This is a genomic window from Pseudodesulfovibrio sediminis (genome assembly GCF_020886695.1).
Classification (GTDB): domain Bacteria; phylum Desulfobacterota; class Desulfovibrionia; order Desulfovibrionales; family Desulfovibrionaceae; genus Pseudodesulfovibrio; species Pseudodesulfovibrio sediminis.
In genome coordinates this window covers 1,723,885-1,739,233 of record NZ_AP024485.1, presented here as the reverse complement: position 1 = coordinate 1,739,233, position 15,349 = coordinate 1,723,885, and the positions used below count along the sequence as shown (strand labels likewise).

Sequence of the window (15,349 nt, the reverse complement as noted above, 5' to 3'; positions counted from 1 at the left end):
ATATATCCCCCCTTGAGTTTTCATGGCGCATTGCCCTACTATGCCCATACCCCATGCAGCACATTAACATAAGTGAGAGAGATAATGCTTGAACGGTATTCCCGTCCCGAGATGAGAGAGTTGTGGACCCTGGAAAACAAGTTCCGGGTTTGGCTGGAAGTCGAACTGGCCGTGACCAAAGCATGGACCGAACTGGGCGAAGTGCCTCAGGACGCCTGTGACGAAATCCACGAAAAAGCGGACTTCGAACTGGACCGCATCCTCGAAATCGAGGAGACCACCAAGCACGACGTCATCGCCTTTCTTTCCGCAGTGGAAGAAAAAGTCGGTCCCAGTTCCCGTTACATTCACCTCGGGTGTACTTCTTCCGATATCGTGGACACTGCCAACGGCGTGTTATTGACCCGAGCCGCCGATATCGTGGCCCAGGGTATTGACCGCATCCTCGGTGTGCTCAAGGATCTGGCCTTCAAGCACAAAGGGCTTCTCTGCATGGGGCGGACCCATGGCATTCACGCCGAGCCGACCACCTATGGTCTCAAATTTACCGGCTTCTACGCCGAGTTCCTGCGTCATAAGGAACGGTTCGACGCGGCTCGCGAAGCCATTCGCGTGGGCAAACTCTCCGGCGCGGTCGGCACCTTTGCCCACCTTTCTCCGGAGCTGGAAGAGCGCACCTGTGCCATCCTCGGTCTGAAAGCCGATCCCCACTCCACCCAGATCGTCCAGCGCGACCGCTATGCCCAGTTCTTCTCGGCCCTGGCCATTCTGGCCGGTGGTGTCGAGCGTATCGCTCTCGAACTCAGGCATCTGCAGCGGACCGAAGTTTCCGAAGTGGAAGAAGGCTTCACCAAGGGGCAGAAAGGCTCTTCGGCCATGCCGCACAAGAAGAACCCCATTTCCGCAGAAAATCTGTGCGGCCTGTCCCGCGTCATCCGCGGAAATTCCCTGGCCGCCATGGAGAATCAGGCCCTGTGGCACGAGCGTGATATTTCGCATTCTTCCGTGGAACGCGTGATCATGCCCGACACCACTGCTCTGATCGACTACATGCTCAGCCGCTTGTCCGGCGTGCTGGAACGGCTGGTGGTCAAGGAAGATGTCATTCAGCGTAACCTCCTGAGTTCTTTTGGGCTTTTCTACTCTCAGCGGGTGTTGAACAAACTCATCAACACCGGCCTCAAGCGCCAGGAAGCCTATGAGATGGTGCAGAAAGTCGCCATGAAATGCTGGAAGGAGCGCATCCAGTTCGAGGACGAAATCCGTGTGGATGCCGAAGTAAACAAACACGTTAAAAATAACGACCTTGACGAAGCTTTCGACCCCTCGTATTACACACGATACGAGGAAGTTGTCTTCAGCCGGGTCTTCGAGGATAAATAGACATGATGGAATTGAAAACAAAACTTGCCAGACTTCTCCTGAACCTCTCGTACAAAGAGGGAGATTTTACACTGACTTCCGGCAAGAAAAGTGAATATTACTTCGACTGCAAGCAGACCGCTTTGCATGCCGAAGGCGGCTACCTCATCGGGCGTCTTTTCTTCGAGATGCTCAAGGAATTTGATGTGCACGGCGTGGGCGGTATGACCCTTGGCGCAGACCCCCTGATCACGGCGGTGACCGTTGTGTCCCACCTGGAAGGGCGGCCTTTGCCGGGATTCATCATTCGCAAGAAGTCCAAGGGACACGGAACCGATCAGTATCTTGAAGGGTTGGCCAACTTCAGTGATGGGGACAAGGTCGTTCTGCTTGAGGACGTGTGCACAACAGGTGGTACGCTGATCACGGCAGCCCAGCGCGTGCGGGATGCAGGCCTGGAGATCGTGGGCGTACTGGCTGTGCTGGATCGAGAAGAGGGCGGACGTGAAAAGTTGAAGGAAGCCGGGCTTGAGCTCAGTTCCATTTTCACCCGTCAGGAGCTTTTGGCCGCAGGCAAATAGGTAGGCTCGCCGGGGGGGGGCGTGTCGGGTTCAGGGTTCGTCAAGCGAGGAGTGGATACAGCTCTGTCATGCGTATAGTCTTTTTAGTTCTGATACTCTTGATGACCGCAGGTGCGGCCTTGGCTGACGGCTGGGCGCCGACACTCTCATCGCATACCTATGGTCCCGACCGGATCATTGCCGTGGACAAGGCTTCTCAGCAGATCATCATGCTGGAGCATAAATCCCCGTTGCGTGAGGTTCGGCGATTCCCCTGCACCACGGGGCAGATGGTGGGCGACAAGTCCATCGAAGGTGACCTGCGCACCCCGGAGGGAATCTATTTCGTGGGGCACCGTATTGATCGGACGCTCGACTGGGATCTCTACGGCAACATTGCGTATTCCCTGAATTACCCCAACCCTATTGACCGCATTCACGGCAAGACCGGCGGCGGTATCTGGTTGCATGGTCGGGGCAAGAAGTTCGTGCCCCGCGATACGCTCGGCTGCGTGGCGCTCAAGGTGCCGGACATGCAGGACATGGTCACCGACCTGACCTACGGCACGCCCGTGGTCATCGCCTCGGACCTGGCCTGGTCCAAGGAGCCGGGGGAAAGCGAAGTGACCGCCCAGGTCCTGTCCAAAGAGCTTGCGGCGTGGGCTTCCGACTGGGAGCACCGGGACGAAAAATTCTTCAGTCACTACAATGCGGAGATGATGACCGTGTCCGAGGGGCGGAGCTTCGCCGGTTTCGTGGCACACAAACAGGGACTCTTTGCCTCCAAACCATGGATTCATGTCATGGTGGATAACTTCCGCGCCATTCCCGGCCCTGGTTACTGGGTGACCTGGTTCGATCAGTTCTACCGCACTCTGGGGCATGTCTCCACGACAGGTAAACGGTTCTACTGGCAACAGGATGCATCCGGCCAGTGGCGTATCGTTGGCCGTGAATTCGCCCCGGCCACCGAAACCATGGAAGAGAAATATCTGGCCATCAAATCGAAAGAGGCCAGAGCGCTGGTTGATGAATGGCGGGCCGCATGGCTGGCTACCGACCTGGACAGCTACACCGCCTTTTATGACTCCCAGGCTGTACAGGGGAACAGGAAGGGGCTAACTAGCATTGCTAATTACAAAAAGACATTGTGGGCTAAGACTGCACCTGTTACGGTTGAGATTGATGACTTGCAGGTGACTCTGCATCCTCAGGGGCTCCGGGTAGCGTTTGTTCAGGTGTTTGAAAATGCTGGTGGATATAGCGATGTGGGACGAAAAACCATGGTTCTGACTCCAGATGGTGACAAGTGGAAAATCGGCAGTGAGCAGTGGAGACGGGGTAGATGAGCGATTCAAAATATAGCGTTCTATTCATGCGTGATGATCGGGATGTGACCCGATATCGTGTCAGCCCGTTTTGGCTTCGCGTCTTTGTTTTTACTCAGGTTTTTCTCTTTCTGTGTGCTGCCGGCGGCATCTACATGGGTGTGCGCGGGTTCAACGTGAACACGACGCTTCAGACAGAGAACAAAGACTTGGAACAGCGTCTTGTGGATGCCGAGGTCCGGTTGGAACGGTTGGGTAATATGGAGAAAATTCTCGAATCCTACGACCCCACTGAATTGCAATCGTTGCTTTCGGCGGCTTCAACCGAGGTGGAACAGCAGGACGTTCCGGTAGAAATCGATTTGAACAAGGTTTTCGTGCGTGTGGACACCCGTCAGGTGGGAGTGGAAAATCTCCAGGCCAAACTCGTCAACCGCAAGTTTACCCTGTCTTTCGAGCTCAACAATCTCCAGGCGACCAAGCCCATGGGCGGGCAGGCCGACCTTTCCTTTGTGACAAAGGAAGGAAAGGCCATGGAGATCAGTGCCGATAAGAACGATCTGTCATTCCAAATTCAACGCTTCAAACGCATCCAGACCTCCTTCCTTCTCCCTGACGGCATGGGGAAAAAGGATTTTTTCGGGTTGCGGTTGGAGATTAAGGGGAAGGACGGCAATGTCATCTTTGCGGAAACATACCCTTTTTATCATATTTTCAGCTCTTAGCCTGAGTCTTCTTTTCTGTGCCTCTCCGGCCCTTGCCGGGTCGTGGGAGCATTCCTTCTTTTCCGGTACCCAGTATCCGCTGAAGGTCGTCTATCTTCAGGGCGAGCTGCCCGGGCCGACCATCATGGTGCAGGGCGGTATTCAGGGCGATGAGACTTCCGGTTTCATTACGGCCCAGCTGTTGACCCAGGCCAAGGTTACCCGTGGCAACATCATCATACTGCCCCGTGCCAATGTTCCGTCCATCAATCTGCGCAAACGGCAGATCAATGTGGATATGAATCGCCGCTTCGACCAGAACTACAATCGGTTTTACGAAGACCGCGTGGCGCGGGTCATTCGGTTTCTGCTGGCCCAGTCCGACGCCTTTATTCATCTCCATGAGGGAAGCGGTTTCTACAACCCGACCTATGTGGACAATCTGCGCAACCCCAATCGGTACGGGCAGTCCATCATCGTGGACACCCTGGTTTTCGACAAAATCGATCTGGCCCATACCGTCAACTCCGTGCTGAATGAGCTCAACGGCAAGATTCACTCTCGGGATTACCAGTTCAAGCTTTTCAATACCAAGACCTTTGATCAGGGCACCGACTACCCTGAGATGCGCAAATCCCTGACCTGCTATGCCCTGTCCGAACATGGCATTCCGGCCATGGCCGTGGAGGTCAGCAAGTCCATCCGACAGATAGGCTGGAAGGTACACCAACAGCTCGCGGCCACCATCATGCTCCTGCAACGGCTGGGTGTGTCGGTGACGCCGCCCGAGTTCACGGATGAGGATGTGCGTCTGTACGCCCACAGAGGGGTCAAGGTGCGGGTCAACGGTCGTCTGCTGACCGATTCCAGCATCATCAATCTCGCGCCCGGAGCCACATTGGCCGTGGAACAGGTGTCCACTGGTCCGCGCGAGTTTGCGCCCGAGTTGGCGCTGTTCGCTTCGGATCGCAAGGGTGTCAATCTGATTCAGGCCCGTCGTATGGCCCTGACGCCCTTTGCGGAGCTGGAACTTCGCTCCGACGGAAAACGTGTCGCCAAGACCGGGGTCCACTGGACAGGCGCACAGCCTGAATCGCCCGGTGACGGCAAGCCTGTTTTCGTCTGCTGGCTCAATGGCAACCCGGTGTTCGTACGCGAAGGAGAAGTGTTGAACACGGTGCTGGGTGACCAGCTCATCCTTGAAGGAATATGGGGCAGCAAGGGCGAAGAGATTGTGAATTTCAAGGGGTTCGTGGCGATCCCGTGGGCCAACAACGGCCAGGACCTCGGGTGGGAGATCATCCTCGATCCCGGCAACTTCATCAGCAAATATTCTCTCGACTCCGATCGTTCGGGCGCCACTCGATTTCGGGTCGTTCGCGAAACGCCGGGCATCCCTGCCGCAACATTTTATGTGGATATTGCCCCGCGTACCGTGCACGCCCTGCGGTTGGCTGACGAGCGGGGACAGTCCCTGTTGATTCCGTGGACATCCGGTGGCAGTTATCGTCTGCCCAAGGGCCGGTATGTGTTCGAGGCAGCTTGGTCCAATGGCCCGGCTGACAAGCTGGTGGCCACGGCCGGAAACATGCCCCTGGAAGCGGGACAGCCTTTTTCCGTGGATTTTGAAGCTCCTCTGGAGCTGACAGTACGGCAGGCCACGACGTTCGGCGAGCTTGGGTCCATGACCTTTACCGCCGGCAGTCTTGCACGTGCTTCTGTACCGTCTCTGAACTGAATAACGCACTTCTGCGATGCCGGTTTATCCGGTGGAGGTCTGTATGAAGATAGAGCGCATCATTCGCGGTATGGCCGGTTCCTTCATTCTCGTCAGCCTTGGGCTGGCACATTTCCATTCACCCAACTGGTACTGGTTGACCGCGTTCGTCGGACTGAATCTTTTCCAATCGTCCATAACGGGCTGGTGCCCGGCCGAAATCGTTCTGCGCAAGTTCGTCGGGGAATAGCCCTTCGGACGCTTCTCGGGCCGTTCTGCGTGATCTGAGAGGGGGTTGTGGTGTGTTACCGCTTGATCAGGCCTGTGAGCGCGAGCAGCACGCCGATGCCGAGCAGGATGGTGCCGCCAAGGCCGCTGCCATACAGGAAGGCCAGGACGCCCAGAAAAATCAGTCCGCCACCGCAGAGGGTGGTCAGTCTGCCGGACAGAGCCATCTTGCTGGCCAGTTTGTCACTTTGACGAATGAACCGGGTTCCGCACTGTGGGCAGTGTTTTGCCAGATTCGAAACTGATTTGCTGCATTTCGGGCATTTCATGATTTAGACAGGTAGCACACTTTAGTCTCTACTCAAAGGAACTTCAGCGGTGTTGTCAGCGCATGAGGCGCGGTTTTTGTTTGCAGTCAACCCGCTGGAATCACAGCCATACTAAAGAAAAAGCCCCGATCAGAAATTTCTGATCGGGGCTTAACCTGCGTGGTGCGCCCGGCACGATTCGAACGTGCGACCTTTCGGTTCGTAGCCGAATGCTCTATCCAGCTGAGCCACGGGCGCGCAAAGTGAAGAGTCTGTTTATGCCCGGGGGCGTGATCCGTCAAGCAATTTTTTAGGAATTTTTTAATTTTGTTGAAAAAATATCCGAATGACCCTGGACGAGCATTGCGTGTTTTCCTTCGATACGGATAAGTTCCGTTTCAGGATGGTCGGCGAATTCCTTCATGTCAGGATGCTTCATGAGGTAGAGCTTGGTGATGGCCTCAACAGTCTGTTTGCGCTTGATGGGTGAATACACTCCTTCAATGGTCAAGGCCACGTCTTCGTCCCGACGGTCGATGAGAAGGCTTACGTGCGGACATTTTTTGAGATTCTTGTGTTTTCGGGAATCCTTGCCCGACAGGAAATAGAACTTCATGGTGGCGTGATCAACAAAATAGATCATCAGCGACGTATGTGGCTTGATGCCATCGGATGTTGCAAGGACACAGGTGTCCTTGGCCAAAATCAACTGGTCGATTATTTGCATTTTTTCCTTGCTCATGAAATGTCCTATCGCAGGTTGCGGGGTTTTGGGCAATTATAAAGACGTGGATGTGGATTGATATGAAGACGCTGGAAGAGTGTATACGCCATACCGAAGGCGCGCTGCAAGAACTGCTTGACGAGGTTGATCCGAAGGGGGTGCGTGTCGCCTGGACCGGCGGCAAGGATTCCACCGTGGTCCTGTTCATCTGGAAGGCGCTCCTCGATCACCATGGTCTTGGCCCTGTTCGCGCCATTAATCTGGACACAGGGTGCAAATTTCCGGAGATTCTGACCTTTCGTGATCGACTCAAAGAGGAGTGGAGCATTGATCTGCACATCGCCTGTCCGGCCGTGGACCTGGATGGGTACCCTTTGGCTCGGAATCCGCTGACATGCTGCCGTGAGCTGAAGGTGGAGCCTCTCAAGGCGGCGATCAGCGCAACCGGTGCCTCTCATTTGCTGACCGGCATTCGTCGGGATGAGCACCCGGACAGGGCAGGGCGTATGCCTTTCGAGGTGCGGGAGGAACCGCCGCATACCATGGTCAACCCCATTCTGGACTGGACCGAGAGCGATATCTGGGCCTTTCATGCCCGGTTCGACCTGCCGCATTGCATGTTGTATGATCAGGGATACCGGTCGTTGGGGTGCCAGCCGTGCACCCGGAAGCCCGGCGAGGGTGCTTCTGAGCGGGAGGGACGCAGTCAATCCAAGGAAGCGATGCTCGATACATTGACCAGCCTTGGTTACTTTTAAACGCCATGCAGGAACTTCCCTTCATCCTCGTCCTGTTGTCAGCCACAGCGCATGGCTATTGGAATTTTCTGTTCAAGCGAGCGGACAACAAGGACGCCTTTCTCGGGTTGAGCAAGTTGGCCGAACCGGTCATCTACGCACTTCCTTTTGGCGTGGCCGTATTCAAATGGGGACTTGATCCGGTCTCCCTGTGGTTCGCCGGTGTCGGTACCCTGCTTTCTGTCCTGAATTATTTCTGCCTTGCCAACAGCTACAAGCGGCTGGATCTCTCCATCGCCTACCCCATTTCGCGTTCCAGCACCTTGTTCCTGCCATTTTTGGCGTTCCTGTTCTTTGGGGAGCGCATAGATGTCGTCGGCTGGGCCTCGGTCATCACCGTGACCGCTGGTGTGCTGGTCGTTCAACTGAAGAGCTTTAGCCGGTCAGCGCTGTTCGGCAGCGGGGTTAAGCTGAACCTCGGCCTGCTCTTTGCGGTCGTGGCCGCCTTTACGGTGGCGTTGTACACCCTGTGGGGCAAGGAGGCCGTTCGGCATATTCACCCATTTATTTACATGTACTGCTATACGCTGGCCTCCTGCGTCTATTTCCTGCCATCACTGCGGCGACTTGATAGGGCAGAGGTGCAACGGGAGTGGGCCAAAAACAGATGGAGCATTCTCTCCGTGTCCGTGTTGAACACGTTGTCGTATGTGCTCATGCTCATGGCGCTCAACCTGACCAAGGTGACCTATGTGGGGGCGTTGCGTCAGGTCAGCCTCGTGGTGGGTGTCGGGCTGGGCTGGGTGGTCCTGCGGGAAGCCATCACGCTGCCCCGGCTGGTCGGGGTGATCCTGATCACTGTGGGAGCCTCCCTGACCTATCTGGCTCAGTAGGCCGTCTTCCACGTGCCGATTTTCCGGCATTGCTCGCCCTGAGTCGGTGTGGTTTCGGTGGGCAAAAAAAGGTGACGGCCGCCCTCAATGGAGCCGCCGTCACCAGAAGTGCGTACAGTGTCGTTCTGTCTAGAAGCGTTCGAAGTCTCCATCGTCTCCGTCATCCAGAGAGAGGGCCACGCCGTCTGCGTCAGGCGCAGGGGTCGGCTTTGCCTGTGGCAACGGTTTTGCGGGTTGCGCCGGGGCCACCCGGGTGGTTTTGGTGGGCATTGTCGGCATGCGCGAGCCGCTGTTGTTGACCTTGAAGAAGGAGATGATCTGCTGCAGTCCGTGAGCCTGGTTGGCCAGATCGGTCGATGTCGAAGCCATTTCTTCAGATGCGGCGGCGTTTTGCTGAACCACATGGTCAAGCTGTTGCAGGGCCGAGTTGATCTGTTCGGCACCGGTGTTCTGTTCGTTGCTTGCCACCGATATTTCCTGAATGAGTTCTGCGGTCTTCTCAATATCCGGGACCATCGCGCCCAGGAGGTCGCCCGCCTTGACGGCTACTTCCACACTGTTGGATGAAAGCTCGCTGATCTCTGCTGCGGACTGTCCGCTTCGCTCTGCCAGCTTGCGAACTTCTGCGGCAACCACGGCAAACCCCTTGCCGTGTTCACCAGCCCGTGCGGCCTCAATGGCTGCGTTCAGGGCGAGCAGGTTGGTCTGGCGTGCAATTTCTTCGATAATGGAGATCTTTTCGGCGATCTCCTGCATGGCCTTGACTGTTTCCTTGACCGCGGTGCCGCCGATATGGGCGTTTTCCGACGCATGGGCGGCGATGGTTTCCGTCTGCTTGGCGTTTTCGGCGTTGGCGCGGATGTTCGCGGCCATTTCTTCCATGGAGGACGAGACCTCTTCGAGGGCGGAAGCCTGTTGTGTCGCTCCCTGAGACAGGGACTGCGAGGTGCCGGACAGCTCCTCGCTACCTGAGGCCACATGGGAGCTGCCGTCCACGACCTGACCGACTACGGCTGACAGTTTTTCGGACATGGTGTTGAGGGCGGTGAATATCTCACCGATATCATCCTTGCGATCCGCTTTGACACGAGCGGTATAATCACCGCCGGATGCCAGTTGCAGGACGCCGACGATTTCACTGAGAGGCTTGATGAGCAATCCGTTCATGTAGAACCACATGATCACGGCGATGATGAGGAGCGCCAGAAGCGAAAGCAGTGTCGCGCTTATGGCGTTGGACCACACCGGGGCCATGATTTCGGAAACATGGGTAAAGGCGATGAATTTCCACTTGAGGACCGGCGAGGTGTGCACAACGGCCATGACGTCGATGTCGTTGATGGGACCTTCTATCGCTCCTTTCTGCATGGCAAAGGCCTTGGCATAGAGCTTGTCGGGCAGCTCGCTGACATTCTTGAAGTTATTGTCAGGATGACGGGGGTCAGCGATGATGACGCCGTCGTCCTGAACCATGATGACGTAGCCGGTTTCGCCCAGTTTGACCTGCTCGATGAGTTTGGTCAGCTGTGACAGTGAAAGATCCATGGCCGCAACGCCAAGGATGCCTGTGCTTCCCTTTACTGCCTTGCCAGTACTGACCATGGGTTCGTTGGTGGTGGAAATGTACGCCTTGGAAATGGTCGGCCTGTCAGGGGCGGCCGCGGCGGTCTTGTACCAGGGGCGTTTGCGCGGGTCGTAGCCTGCCGGGAGCGGGTCATCGCCGCCGATGATGAATCCACCGTTGCTGGTGCCGATGTAGCAATCCTTGTAGCTTGGGTGGGAGGCCAGAATCATCTGGTAGAATCCGCGTATTTCCCGTCCGAGATCATCTCCCGGTACAGGGTCCGTGGTCGTGTAGCTCCCGTTGGGATCGAGATAGTTGGTCAGGATCTCATCGACTCTTCTGACGCGTGGATCATCTGCCATCATGACCGTGTTGTTCAGCGTTTCCTGCATATACATGGAGATTGTGCCGTCAATATGCTTCAACTGCCCTGCGGCAGACGTCATACTGTAATTGACCGAGTCTCTGTAGATTGAGGTCAGGCTGACAGATAGGATCGCTGCACATAACAGTAACAGGGAGCCAGCAAATGAAAGGAGAATCTTTGTGCGAACATTGAGTTTCATGGTTCAAGCTCCGTTGTTAATTATTTATTGAATAATAAATAGAAGACTTATGGTTCACCATTATTATTTAAAGCGAGATGGGTGACCACTTGGCCCATACCATGACTTTAAGATGGGCAATTGAAATTTATACACCAAATACAAATGGTTGTCTCGATACAATCTGTCAACACCGCAGCTCCTCATGATTTTGTATTCTTCATGCTTTTCAAATTCGTCCCGGCGGTGAAGTCCCGGCTGCGTCATGCAGCACATTTTTTGCCGGAAGCATGGCACGCTTGGCTTGCCCCGGGAAATTGCGTAACGTGCCACTCCTTATGGAACGCAAGCAAACCAGCACAGTGAATCTTGGCGATGTCGGCGTGGGCGGGGACAACCCTGTTCGCGTTCAGTCCATGTGCAACACCGACACCCGTGACGTCTTCGAGACCGTCTCGCAGATCAACCGTCTGGCTGACGCCGGGTGCGAGATGGTGCGCCTGGCGGTGCCCGATGAAAAGGCCGCAGCCGTCCTTGCCGACATCAGGGAACAGTCCTCGGTGCCGCTCATTGCGGATATCCATTTCGACTACCGGCTCGCACTGGCCGCGCTGGAGGCCGGGTTTGAGGGGCTGCGCATCAACCCCGGCAATATAGGTGACGAGCAGAAGGTGGACACCGTGGTCCGGGCGGCCATGGGGTACGGGACGCCCATTCGCATCGGCGTCAACGGCGGCTCATTGGAAAAGGATTTGCTCCGTCAGTTTGGCGGTCCCACGCCCGAGGCCATGGTCGAGTCCGGGTTGCGGCATATCGCCATGCTGGAAAAGCGCGGCTTCCACGATATCAAGATTTCACTCAAGACCTCGTCTGTCCTGAACACGATCAAGGCCTACCGGCTCATGAGCGAGAAGGTGGACTATCCGCTGCACATCGGCATCACCGAAGCCGGGACACTGGTGCGCGGCGCGGTCAAGTCTGCCGTGGGACTCGGCATTTTGCTGTACGAAGGGATCGGCGACACTCTGCGCGTCTCCCTGACCCACGACCCGGTGGCTGAAATCGGCGTGGCATATGAAATCCTCCGATCTTTGGGCTTGCGCGAACGCGGCCCGGAGATTATATCCTGCCCAACCTGTGGACGTACCGAGATCGCGCTCATCGAGCTGGCAGAGAAGGTGGAAGAGGCGCTGAGAGGCGTGGAAGAGGTCTTTACCGTGGCTGTCATGGGCTGTGTGGTCAATGGGCCCGGCGAAGCAAAGGAAGCAGATATCGGCATCGCCGGTGGCCGCGATCTGGGCATCATCTTCCGCAAGGGCGAAGTCGTTCGCAAGGTCAAGGGCAACGACAATCTTCTGCCCGAATTCATGCAAGAAATTAATCGATTCCTCGAAGAAAGGAGACAGTGATACATGCGTCTTTCCCGTTACTACATTCCGACCCTGAAAGAAGATCCGGCTGACGCCGATGTGGTCTCCCATAAATTGCTGATGCGTGCGGGCATGATCCGCAAGCTGACAAGCGGCATCTACAATTATCTCCCGCTCGGCCTCCGCTCCATCAACAAGGTGGCCGCCATCGTTCGCGAGGAGATGGACCGCGCCGGGGCAATGGAAGTGCTTCTGCCCATGGTCCAGCCCGCTGATCTGTGGGTGGAAACCGGACGCTGGGATTACTACGGCAAGGAACTGCTGCGCGTGAAGGACCGTCATGGCCGCGACTACTGCCTCGGCCCCACCCACGAAGAGGTCATTACCGATCTGGTTCGTGGCGAGATCAAGTCCTACAAGCAGTTGCCCGTGAATCTTTATCAGATTCAGACCAAGTTCCGTGATGAAATCCGGCCCCGTTTCGGCCTCATGCGCGGACGTGAATTTATCATGAAAGACGCCTACTCCTTTGACAAGGACGAGGACGGCGCAGAGAAATCCTACTGGGAGATGTTCGAAGCCTACAGGGCCGCGTTCTCCCGCATCGGTCTCCGTTTCAAGCCTGTGCAGGCGGACTCCGGTGCCATCGGTGGCGATTTCTCCCACGAGTTCATGGTCCTGGCCGATACCGGCGAGGACACCATTGCCTCCTGTCTCTCCTGCGAGTTCGGCGCAAACCTTGAGAAGGCGCGGGTCAAGTTGCCCGAGGCCAAGCCCGAGGTCGACGAATCCGCTGTGCCCGCCATGGAAGAAGTGGCCACTCCCGGCGTGCATACCGTGGAGGAGGTCTGTTCCTTCCTCGACATCACCGCTGACAAGCTGGTCAAGACGCTGCTCCTCGTGGTGGACGGCGAGCCTGTGGCCGCTCTGGTGCGCGGTGACCGCGAACTCAATGACATCAAGCTGCGCAACATCGTGGGCGGCAACGAGATCGAAATGGCAGACGAAGCACTGGTCAGGGAGCTGACCAACGCGCCTGTCGGTTTTGCCGGTCCCGCCGGGTTGGACACGAACGTGCCCATCTATGCCGATCGCGAGCTGACCATGTCCACCGACTGGGTGGCCGGTGCCAACAAGAGCGACACCCATGTGCTGCATCTGGCCCTGGAGCGCGACTGCACCATCGAACGCTACGCTGATCTGCGTGTCATCGAGGAAACCGATCCCTGCCCCGAGTGCGGTGGCAAGATCGAGTTCACCAGAGGCATCGAAGTGGGCCATGTGTTCAAACTCGGCCTCAAGTATTCCGAGAAGATGGAAGCCACGTTCCTTGACGAGAACGGCAAGTCCAAGCCTATGGTCATGGGTTGCTACGGTATCGGCGTGTCCCGTATCGTGGCCTCTGCCATCGAACAGAACAATGATGAGAACGGCTGCTGTTTCCCGCCCTCCATCGCTCCCTTCGAGGTCTGTCTGATCTCCCTGGGCGGCAAGGATCAGGATGTGGCTGACAAGGCTGAAGAGCTGTATGGCGAGATCATGAAGCTCGGTGTTGACGCGGCCTATGACGACCGCAAGGAACGTCCTGGCGTCAAATTCGCCGAGGCCGACCTCATCGGCTACCCCATGCAGTTGGTCTTGGGCGGCAAGGGACTCAAAAACGGCATCATCGAGGCCAAGGATCGCAAGACCGGCGAAAAGATCGAGCTGCCGCTGGACGGTTTTGCCGAAGCCTTTACCGCATGGCGCAAGGAAATCTGGAACAACTGGGGTCTTGAAATAGCCTAGGCTCAGTATTCATATTCATAAAAAAAGCCCGGCGCAGTCACTGCGCCGGGCTTTTTTTGCAGCAATATCCGAGAACGATCATATGGCGAGATAGATGTGATGATAGACCATGTCCATGGCAACAGCCACCAGCATCACCCCCATGATTATATTGAAGTATTTGAAGCAGGCAGTGCTGCTCATGCGGCTGGTGACGGTCGCGCCGAAGGCCGCGTACGCGAGCGGCGCGCCGAAACCGAGAAGGCCCAACCCCATGGACCAGATCGCAATGCCGCTCCCCTCAATGTTCGCAGCCGGAAACTGCACTGTTGTCACAGGCAGGACGACCAGAAATGATTTCGGATTCAGCAACTGCATGAGCAGGCCGTCCTTGAAAGTGAAGTGGCACGCGCTGTTTTCGCTCTGGTTCGTGTCGACATCCGCCGAGATGATCTTGTAGGCGAGGTACAGGATGAACATGACGCCGAAAGCCGTGATGAAAGGCATCACCTGTTCGCTGATGATCGCGCCGCCAGCATAGCCGATAAGGAGAAACCAGAAACAGAGGGCAGCGCCTACGCCCAGACAGAACGGGAAATGTGCGGACAGTCTGTGTTGCATCCCGCTGTTGAGACTGAGAATGTTCACAGGGCCGGGCGTATACATTACGCCTACACAATAGAGCAGTATGCCGAGCATGTGGTGTCCTTATTTTGTCAACTGCCGTTGATACTGTTTGGGCGTGACGCCGTATGCCCTTTTGAAGTGACGGTTCATGTGGCTCGCGTCAAAGAACCCCAGTTCCTGTGCCAGGGTGGAGGGGGCTATTCCCGAGTCGAGGGCCTCTCTGGCCCGGTTGATCCTGTGGATGAGAATATACCTGTGCGGGGTCAACCCGAATTGGCTGCGGAAGAGACGAATGAAGTGGTATTTCGAGATGCTGGCCACCTGACTGAGGTCGTCAATCGAGATGTCCTCGCTGATGTGGTCATGGATGTGATCCCGTACCTTCAGCAACAGGGTGTCTTTTGTGTCTTTCCAGGCATCAGGGGCGAAGACGCCCATTCTCTGCGCCAGTCGTTTGGCTATTTCGTAGAGGAGGTGATCATATTCAAGGAGCGTGTGCGCTGTTCCGGCCACCAGTTGGGCCATGTCCATGATCAGGGGTCGGAGCATCCTGTCCTCAAAATGATTTTCCCCGATCCGAAATGGTTTCCTTCCCGTTTCAGAGGCGCAGCCGACAAGCGACAGGAGGTGGTTCGGATCAAGGTAGAGCATTGTGTATTTCAGTGCGTCCTCATTTCCGGGGTGGCCGTTGTGCACGTCGCCGGGGTTGAACAGAATGATGTTGCCGGGAGCACTGCGGAACTGGCTGCCGTTGCAGGAAAACTCCTGAATACCCTCACGCGTCACTCCCAGCGCAAAGTCTTCATGCGCATGGTTGGCGTAGGAGAAATCTGCCATGACAGCATTGAGAACCGTGATATCGACATCACTCTCTGCCTTCGCAAATTGAAAGGTGTTCTGCTGTGCTGTTGTCAT

Annotated in this window: 15 protein-coding genes and 1 tRNA gene; 10 read left to right on the top strand and 6 right to left on the bottom strand. The window is 56.3% G+C overall.

Annotation, left to right across the window (positions count from 1 at the left end):
• Window positions 1–84 precede the first annotated feature (84 nt).
• From purB to SRBAKS_RS08355, 6 genes are all read left to right on the top strand, one after another.
• Window positions 85–1,383 (top strand): adenylosuccinate lyase, encoded by a 1,299-nt coding sequence (gene purB / locus SRBAKS_RS08380; protein WP_229596255.1) that lies wholly within the window; start codon window positions 85–87, stop codon window positions 1,381–1,383.
• 2 nt (window positions 1,384–1,385) lie between these two features.
• Window positions 1,386–1,943 (top strand): orotate phosphoribosyltransferase, encoded by a 558-nt coding sequence (gene pyrE, locus SRBAKS_RS08375; protein ID WP_229596253.1) that lies wholly within the window; start codon window positions 1,386–1,388, stop codon window positions 1,941–1,943.
• Window positions 1,944–2,011: 68 nt separating this feature from the next.
• A complete protein-coding gene (locus tag SRBAKS_RS08370; protein ID WP_229596251.1) occupies window positions 2,012–3,271 on the top strand; it encodes a L,D-transpeptidase family protein in 1,260 nt (419 codons plus the stop codon).
• The gene (locus SRBAKS_RS08365; RefSeq protein WP_229596242.1) at window positions 3,268–3,975 is read left to right on the top strand and encodes a hypothetical protein; all 708 of its coding nucleotides are present in this window, start codon (window positions 3,268–3,270) and stop codon (window positions 3,973–3,975) included. Before SRBAKS_RS08370 ends, SRBAKS_RS08365 begins: the two co-directional genes overlap by 4 nt.
• Window positions 3,926–5,692, top strand: coding sequence for a M14/M99 family metallopeptidase (locus SRBAKS_RS08360; protein WP_229596240.1), 1,767 nt, complete (start codon window positions 3,926–3,928; stop codon window positions 5,690–5,692). The genes SRBAKS_RS08365 and SRBAKS_RS08360 overlap by 50 nt, the downstream gene beginning before the upstream one ends.
• Window positions 5,693–5,735: 43 nt before the next feature.
• Window positions 5,736–5,921 (top strand): YgaP family membrane protein, encoded by a 186-nt coding sequence (locus SRBAKS_RS08355; protein WP_229596237.1) that lies wholly within the window; start codon window positions 5,736–5,738, stop codon window positions 5,919–5,921.
• Window positions 5,922–5,976: 55 nt separating this feature from the next.
• Here SRBAKS_RS08355 and SRBAKS_RS08350 read toward each other — a convergent pair whose 3' ends face one another.
• From SRBAKS_RS08350 to SRBAKS_RS08340, 3 genes are all read right to left on the bottom strand, one after another.
• Window positions 5,977–6,228 (bottom strand): hypothetical protein, encoded by a 252-nt coding sequence (locus SRBAKS_RS08350; RefSeq protein WP_229596235.1) that lies wholly within the window; start codon window positions 6,226–6,228, stop codon window positions 5,977–5,979.
• A 160-nt stretch (window positions 6,229–6,388) separates the two neighbouring features.
• Window positions 6,389–6,465 (bottom strand) — tRNA-Arg (locus tag SRBAKS_RS08345).
• A 52-nt stretch (window positions 6,466–6,517) separates the two neighbouring features.
• Window positions 6,518–6,949: a pyridoxamine 5'-phosphate oxidase family protein gene (locus tag SRBAKS_RS08340; protein WP_229596233.1), complete on the bottom strand. Its 432-nt coding sequence runs from the start codon at window positions 6,947–6,949 to the stop codon at window positions 6,518–6,520.
• Between the two features lie 62 nt (window positions 6,950–7,011).
• Here SRBAKS_RS08340 and SRBAKS_RS08335 point away from each other — a divergent pair, with 62 nt between their 5' ends.
• Together SRBAKS_RS08335 and SRBAKS_RS08330 are read left to right on the top strand one after the other, a co-directional pair.
• On the top strand, window positions 7,012–7,689 hold the full coding sequence (locus SRBAKS_RS08335) for a phosphoadenosine phosphosulfate reductase family protein (protein ID WP_229596231.1): 678 nt from the start codon (window positions 7,012–7,014) through the stop codon (window positions 7,687–7,689).
• A gap of 5 nt (window positions 7,690–7,694) precedes the next feature.
• A complete protein-coding gene (locus SRBAKS_RS08330; protein ID WP_229596229.1) occupies window positions 7,695–8,561 on the top strand; it encodes an EamA family transporter in 867 nt (288 codons plus the stop codon).
• 129 nt (window positions 8,562–8,690) lie between these two features.
• Here SRBAKS_RS08330 and SRBAKS_RS08325 read toward each other — a convergent pair whose 3' ends face one another.
• Window positions 8,691–10,691 carry a methyl-accepting chemotaxis protein gene (locus tag SRBAKS_RS08325; protein WP_229596215.1) on the bottom strand — a complete coding sequence of 667 codons (2,001 nt, stop codon included), beginning with the start codon at window positions 10,689–10,691 and terminating at the stop codon, window positions 8,691–8,693.
• A gap of 317 nt (window positions 10,692–11,008) precedes the next feature.
• On the opposite strand from SRBAKS_RS08325, the gene ispG reads away from it, so the two are divergent.
• Together ispG and SRBAKS_RS08315 are read left to right on the top strand one after the other, a co-directional pair.
• Window positions 11,009–12,079 carry a flavodoxin-dependent (E)-4-hydroxy-3-methylbut-2-enyl-diphosphate synthase gene (ispG, locus tag SRBAKS_RS08320; protein WP_229596213.1) on the top strand — a complete coding sequence of 357 codons (1,071 nt, stop codon included), beginning with the start codon at window positions 11,009–11,011 and terminating at the stop codon, window positions 12,077–12,079.
• A 3-nt stretch (window positions 12,080–12,082) separates the two neighbouring features.
• Window positions 12,083–13,828, top strand: a complete 1,746-nt coding sequence (locus SRBAKS_RS08315) for a proline--tRNA ligase (RefSeq protein ID WP_229596211.1) — start codon at window positions 12,083–12,085, stop codon at window positions 13,826–13,828.
• Between the two features lie 78 nt (window positions 13,829–13,906).
• Here the strand turns inward: SRBAKS_RS08315 and SRBAKS_RS08310 are convergent, their stop codons facing one another.
• Together SRBAKS_RS08310 and SRBAKS_RS08305 are read right to left on the bottom strand one after the other, a co-directional pair.
• Window positions 13,907–14,506, bottom strand: a complete 600-nt coding sequence (locus SRBAKS_RS08310; protein ID WP_229596199.1) for a LysE family translocator — start codon at window positions 14,504–14,506, stop codon at window positions 13,907–13,909.
• Window positions 14,507–14,515: 9 nt separating this feature from the next.
• Window positions 14,516–15,349 carry an AraC family transcriptional regulator gene (locus SRBAKS_RS08305; protein ID WP_229596197.1) on the bottom strand — a complete coding sequence of 278 codons (834 nt, stop codon included), beginning with the start codon at window positions 15,347–15,349 and terminating at the stop codon, window positions 14,516–14,518.

Excerpts from the sequence above, each read along its gene's own strand:
- purB (WP_229596255.1), top strand. The coding sequence starts at position 85 with ATGCTTGAACGGTATTCCCGTCCCGAGATGAGAGAGTTGTGGACCCTG.
- pyrE (WP_229596253.1), top strand. The coding sequence starts at position 1,386 with ATGATGGAATTGAAAACAAAACTTGCCAGACTTCTCCTGAACCTCTCG.
- SRBAKS_RS08370 (WP_229596251.1), top strand. The coding sequence starts at position 2,012 with ATGCGTATAGTCTTTTTAGTTCTGATACTCTTGATGACCGCAGGTGCG.
- SRBAKS_RS08365 (WP_229596242.1), top strand. The coding sequence starts at position 3,268 with ATGAGCGATTCAAAATATAGCGTTCTATTCATGCGTGATGATCGGGAT.
- SRBAKS_RS08360 (WP_229596240.1), top strand. The coding sequence starts at position 3,926 with ATGTCATCTTTGCGGAAACATACCCTTTTTATCATATTTTCAGCTCTT.
- SRBAKS_RS08355 (WP_229596237.1), top strand. The coding sequence starts at position 5,736 with ATGAAGATAGAGCGCATCATTCGCGGTATGGCCGGTTCCTTCATTCTC.
- SRBAKS_RS08350 (WP_229596235.1), bottom strand. The coding sequence starts at position 6,228 with ATGAAATGCCCGAAATGCAGCAAATCAGTTTCGAATCTGGCAAAACAC.
- SRBAKS_RS08340 (WP_229596233.1), bottom strand. The coding sequence starts at position 6,949 with ATGAGCAAGGAAAAAATGCAAATAATCGACCAGTTGATTTTGGCCAAG.
- SRBAKS_RS08335 (WP_229596231.1), top strand. The coding sequence starts at position 7,012 with ATGAAGACGCTGGAAGAGTGTATACGCCATACCGAAGGCGCGCTGCAA.
- SRBAKS_RS08330 (WP_229596229.1), top strand. The coding sequence starts at position 7,695 with ATGCAGGAACTTCCCTTCATCCTCGTCCTGTTGTCAGCCACAGCGCAT.
- SRBAKS_RS08325 (WP_229596215.1), bottom strand. The coding sequence starts at position 10,691 with ATGAAACTCAATGTTCGCACAAAGATTCTCCTTTCATTTGCTGGCTCC.
- ispG (WP_229596213.1), top strand. The coding sequence starts at position 11,009 with ATGGAACGCAAGCAAACCAGCACAGTGAATCTTGGCGATGTCGGCGTG.
- SRBAKS_RS08315 (WP_229596211.1), top strand. The coding sequence starts at position 12,083 with ATGCGTCTTTCCCGTTACTACATTCCGACCCTGAAAGAAGATCCGGCT.
- SRBAKS_RS08310 (WP_229596199.1), bottom strand. The coding sequence starts at position 14,506 with ATGCTCGGCATACTGCTCTATTGTGTAGGCGTAATGTATACGCCCGGC.
- SRBAKS_RS08305 (WP_229596197.1), bottom strand. The coding sequence starts at position 15,349 with ATGACAACAGCACAGCAGAACACCTTTCAATTTGCGAAGGCAGAGAGT.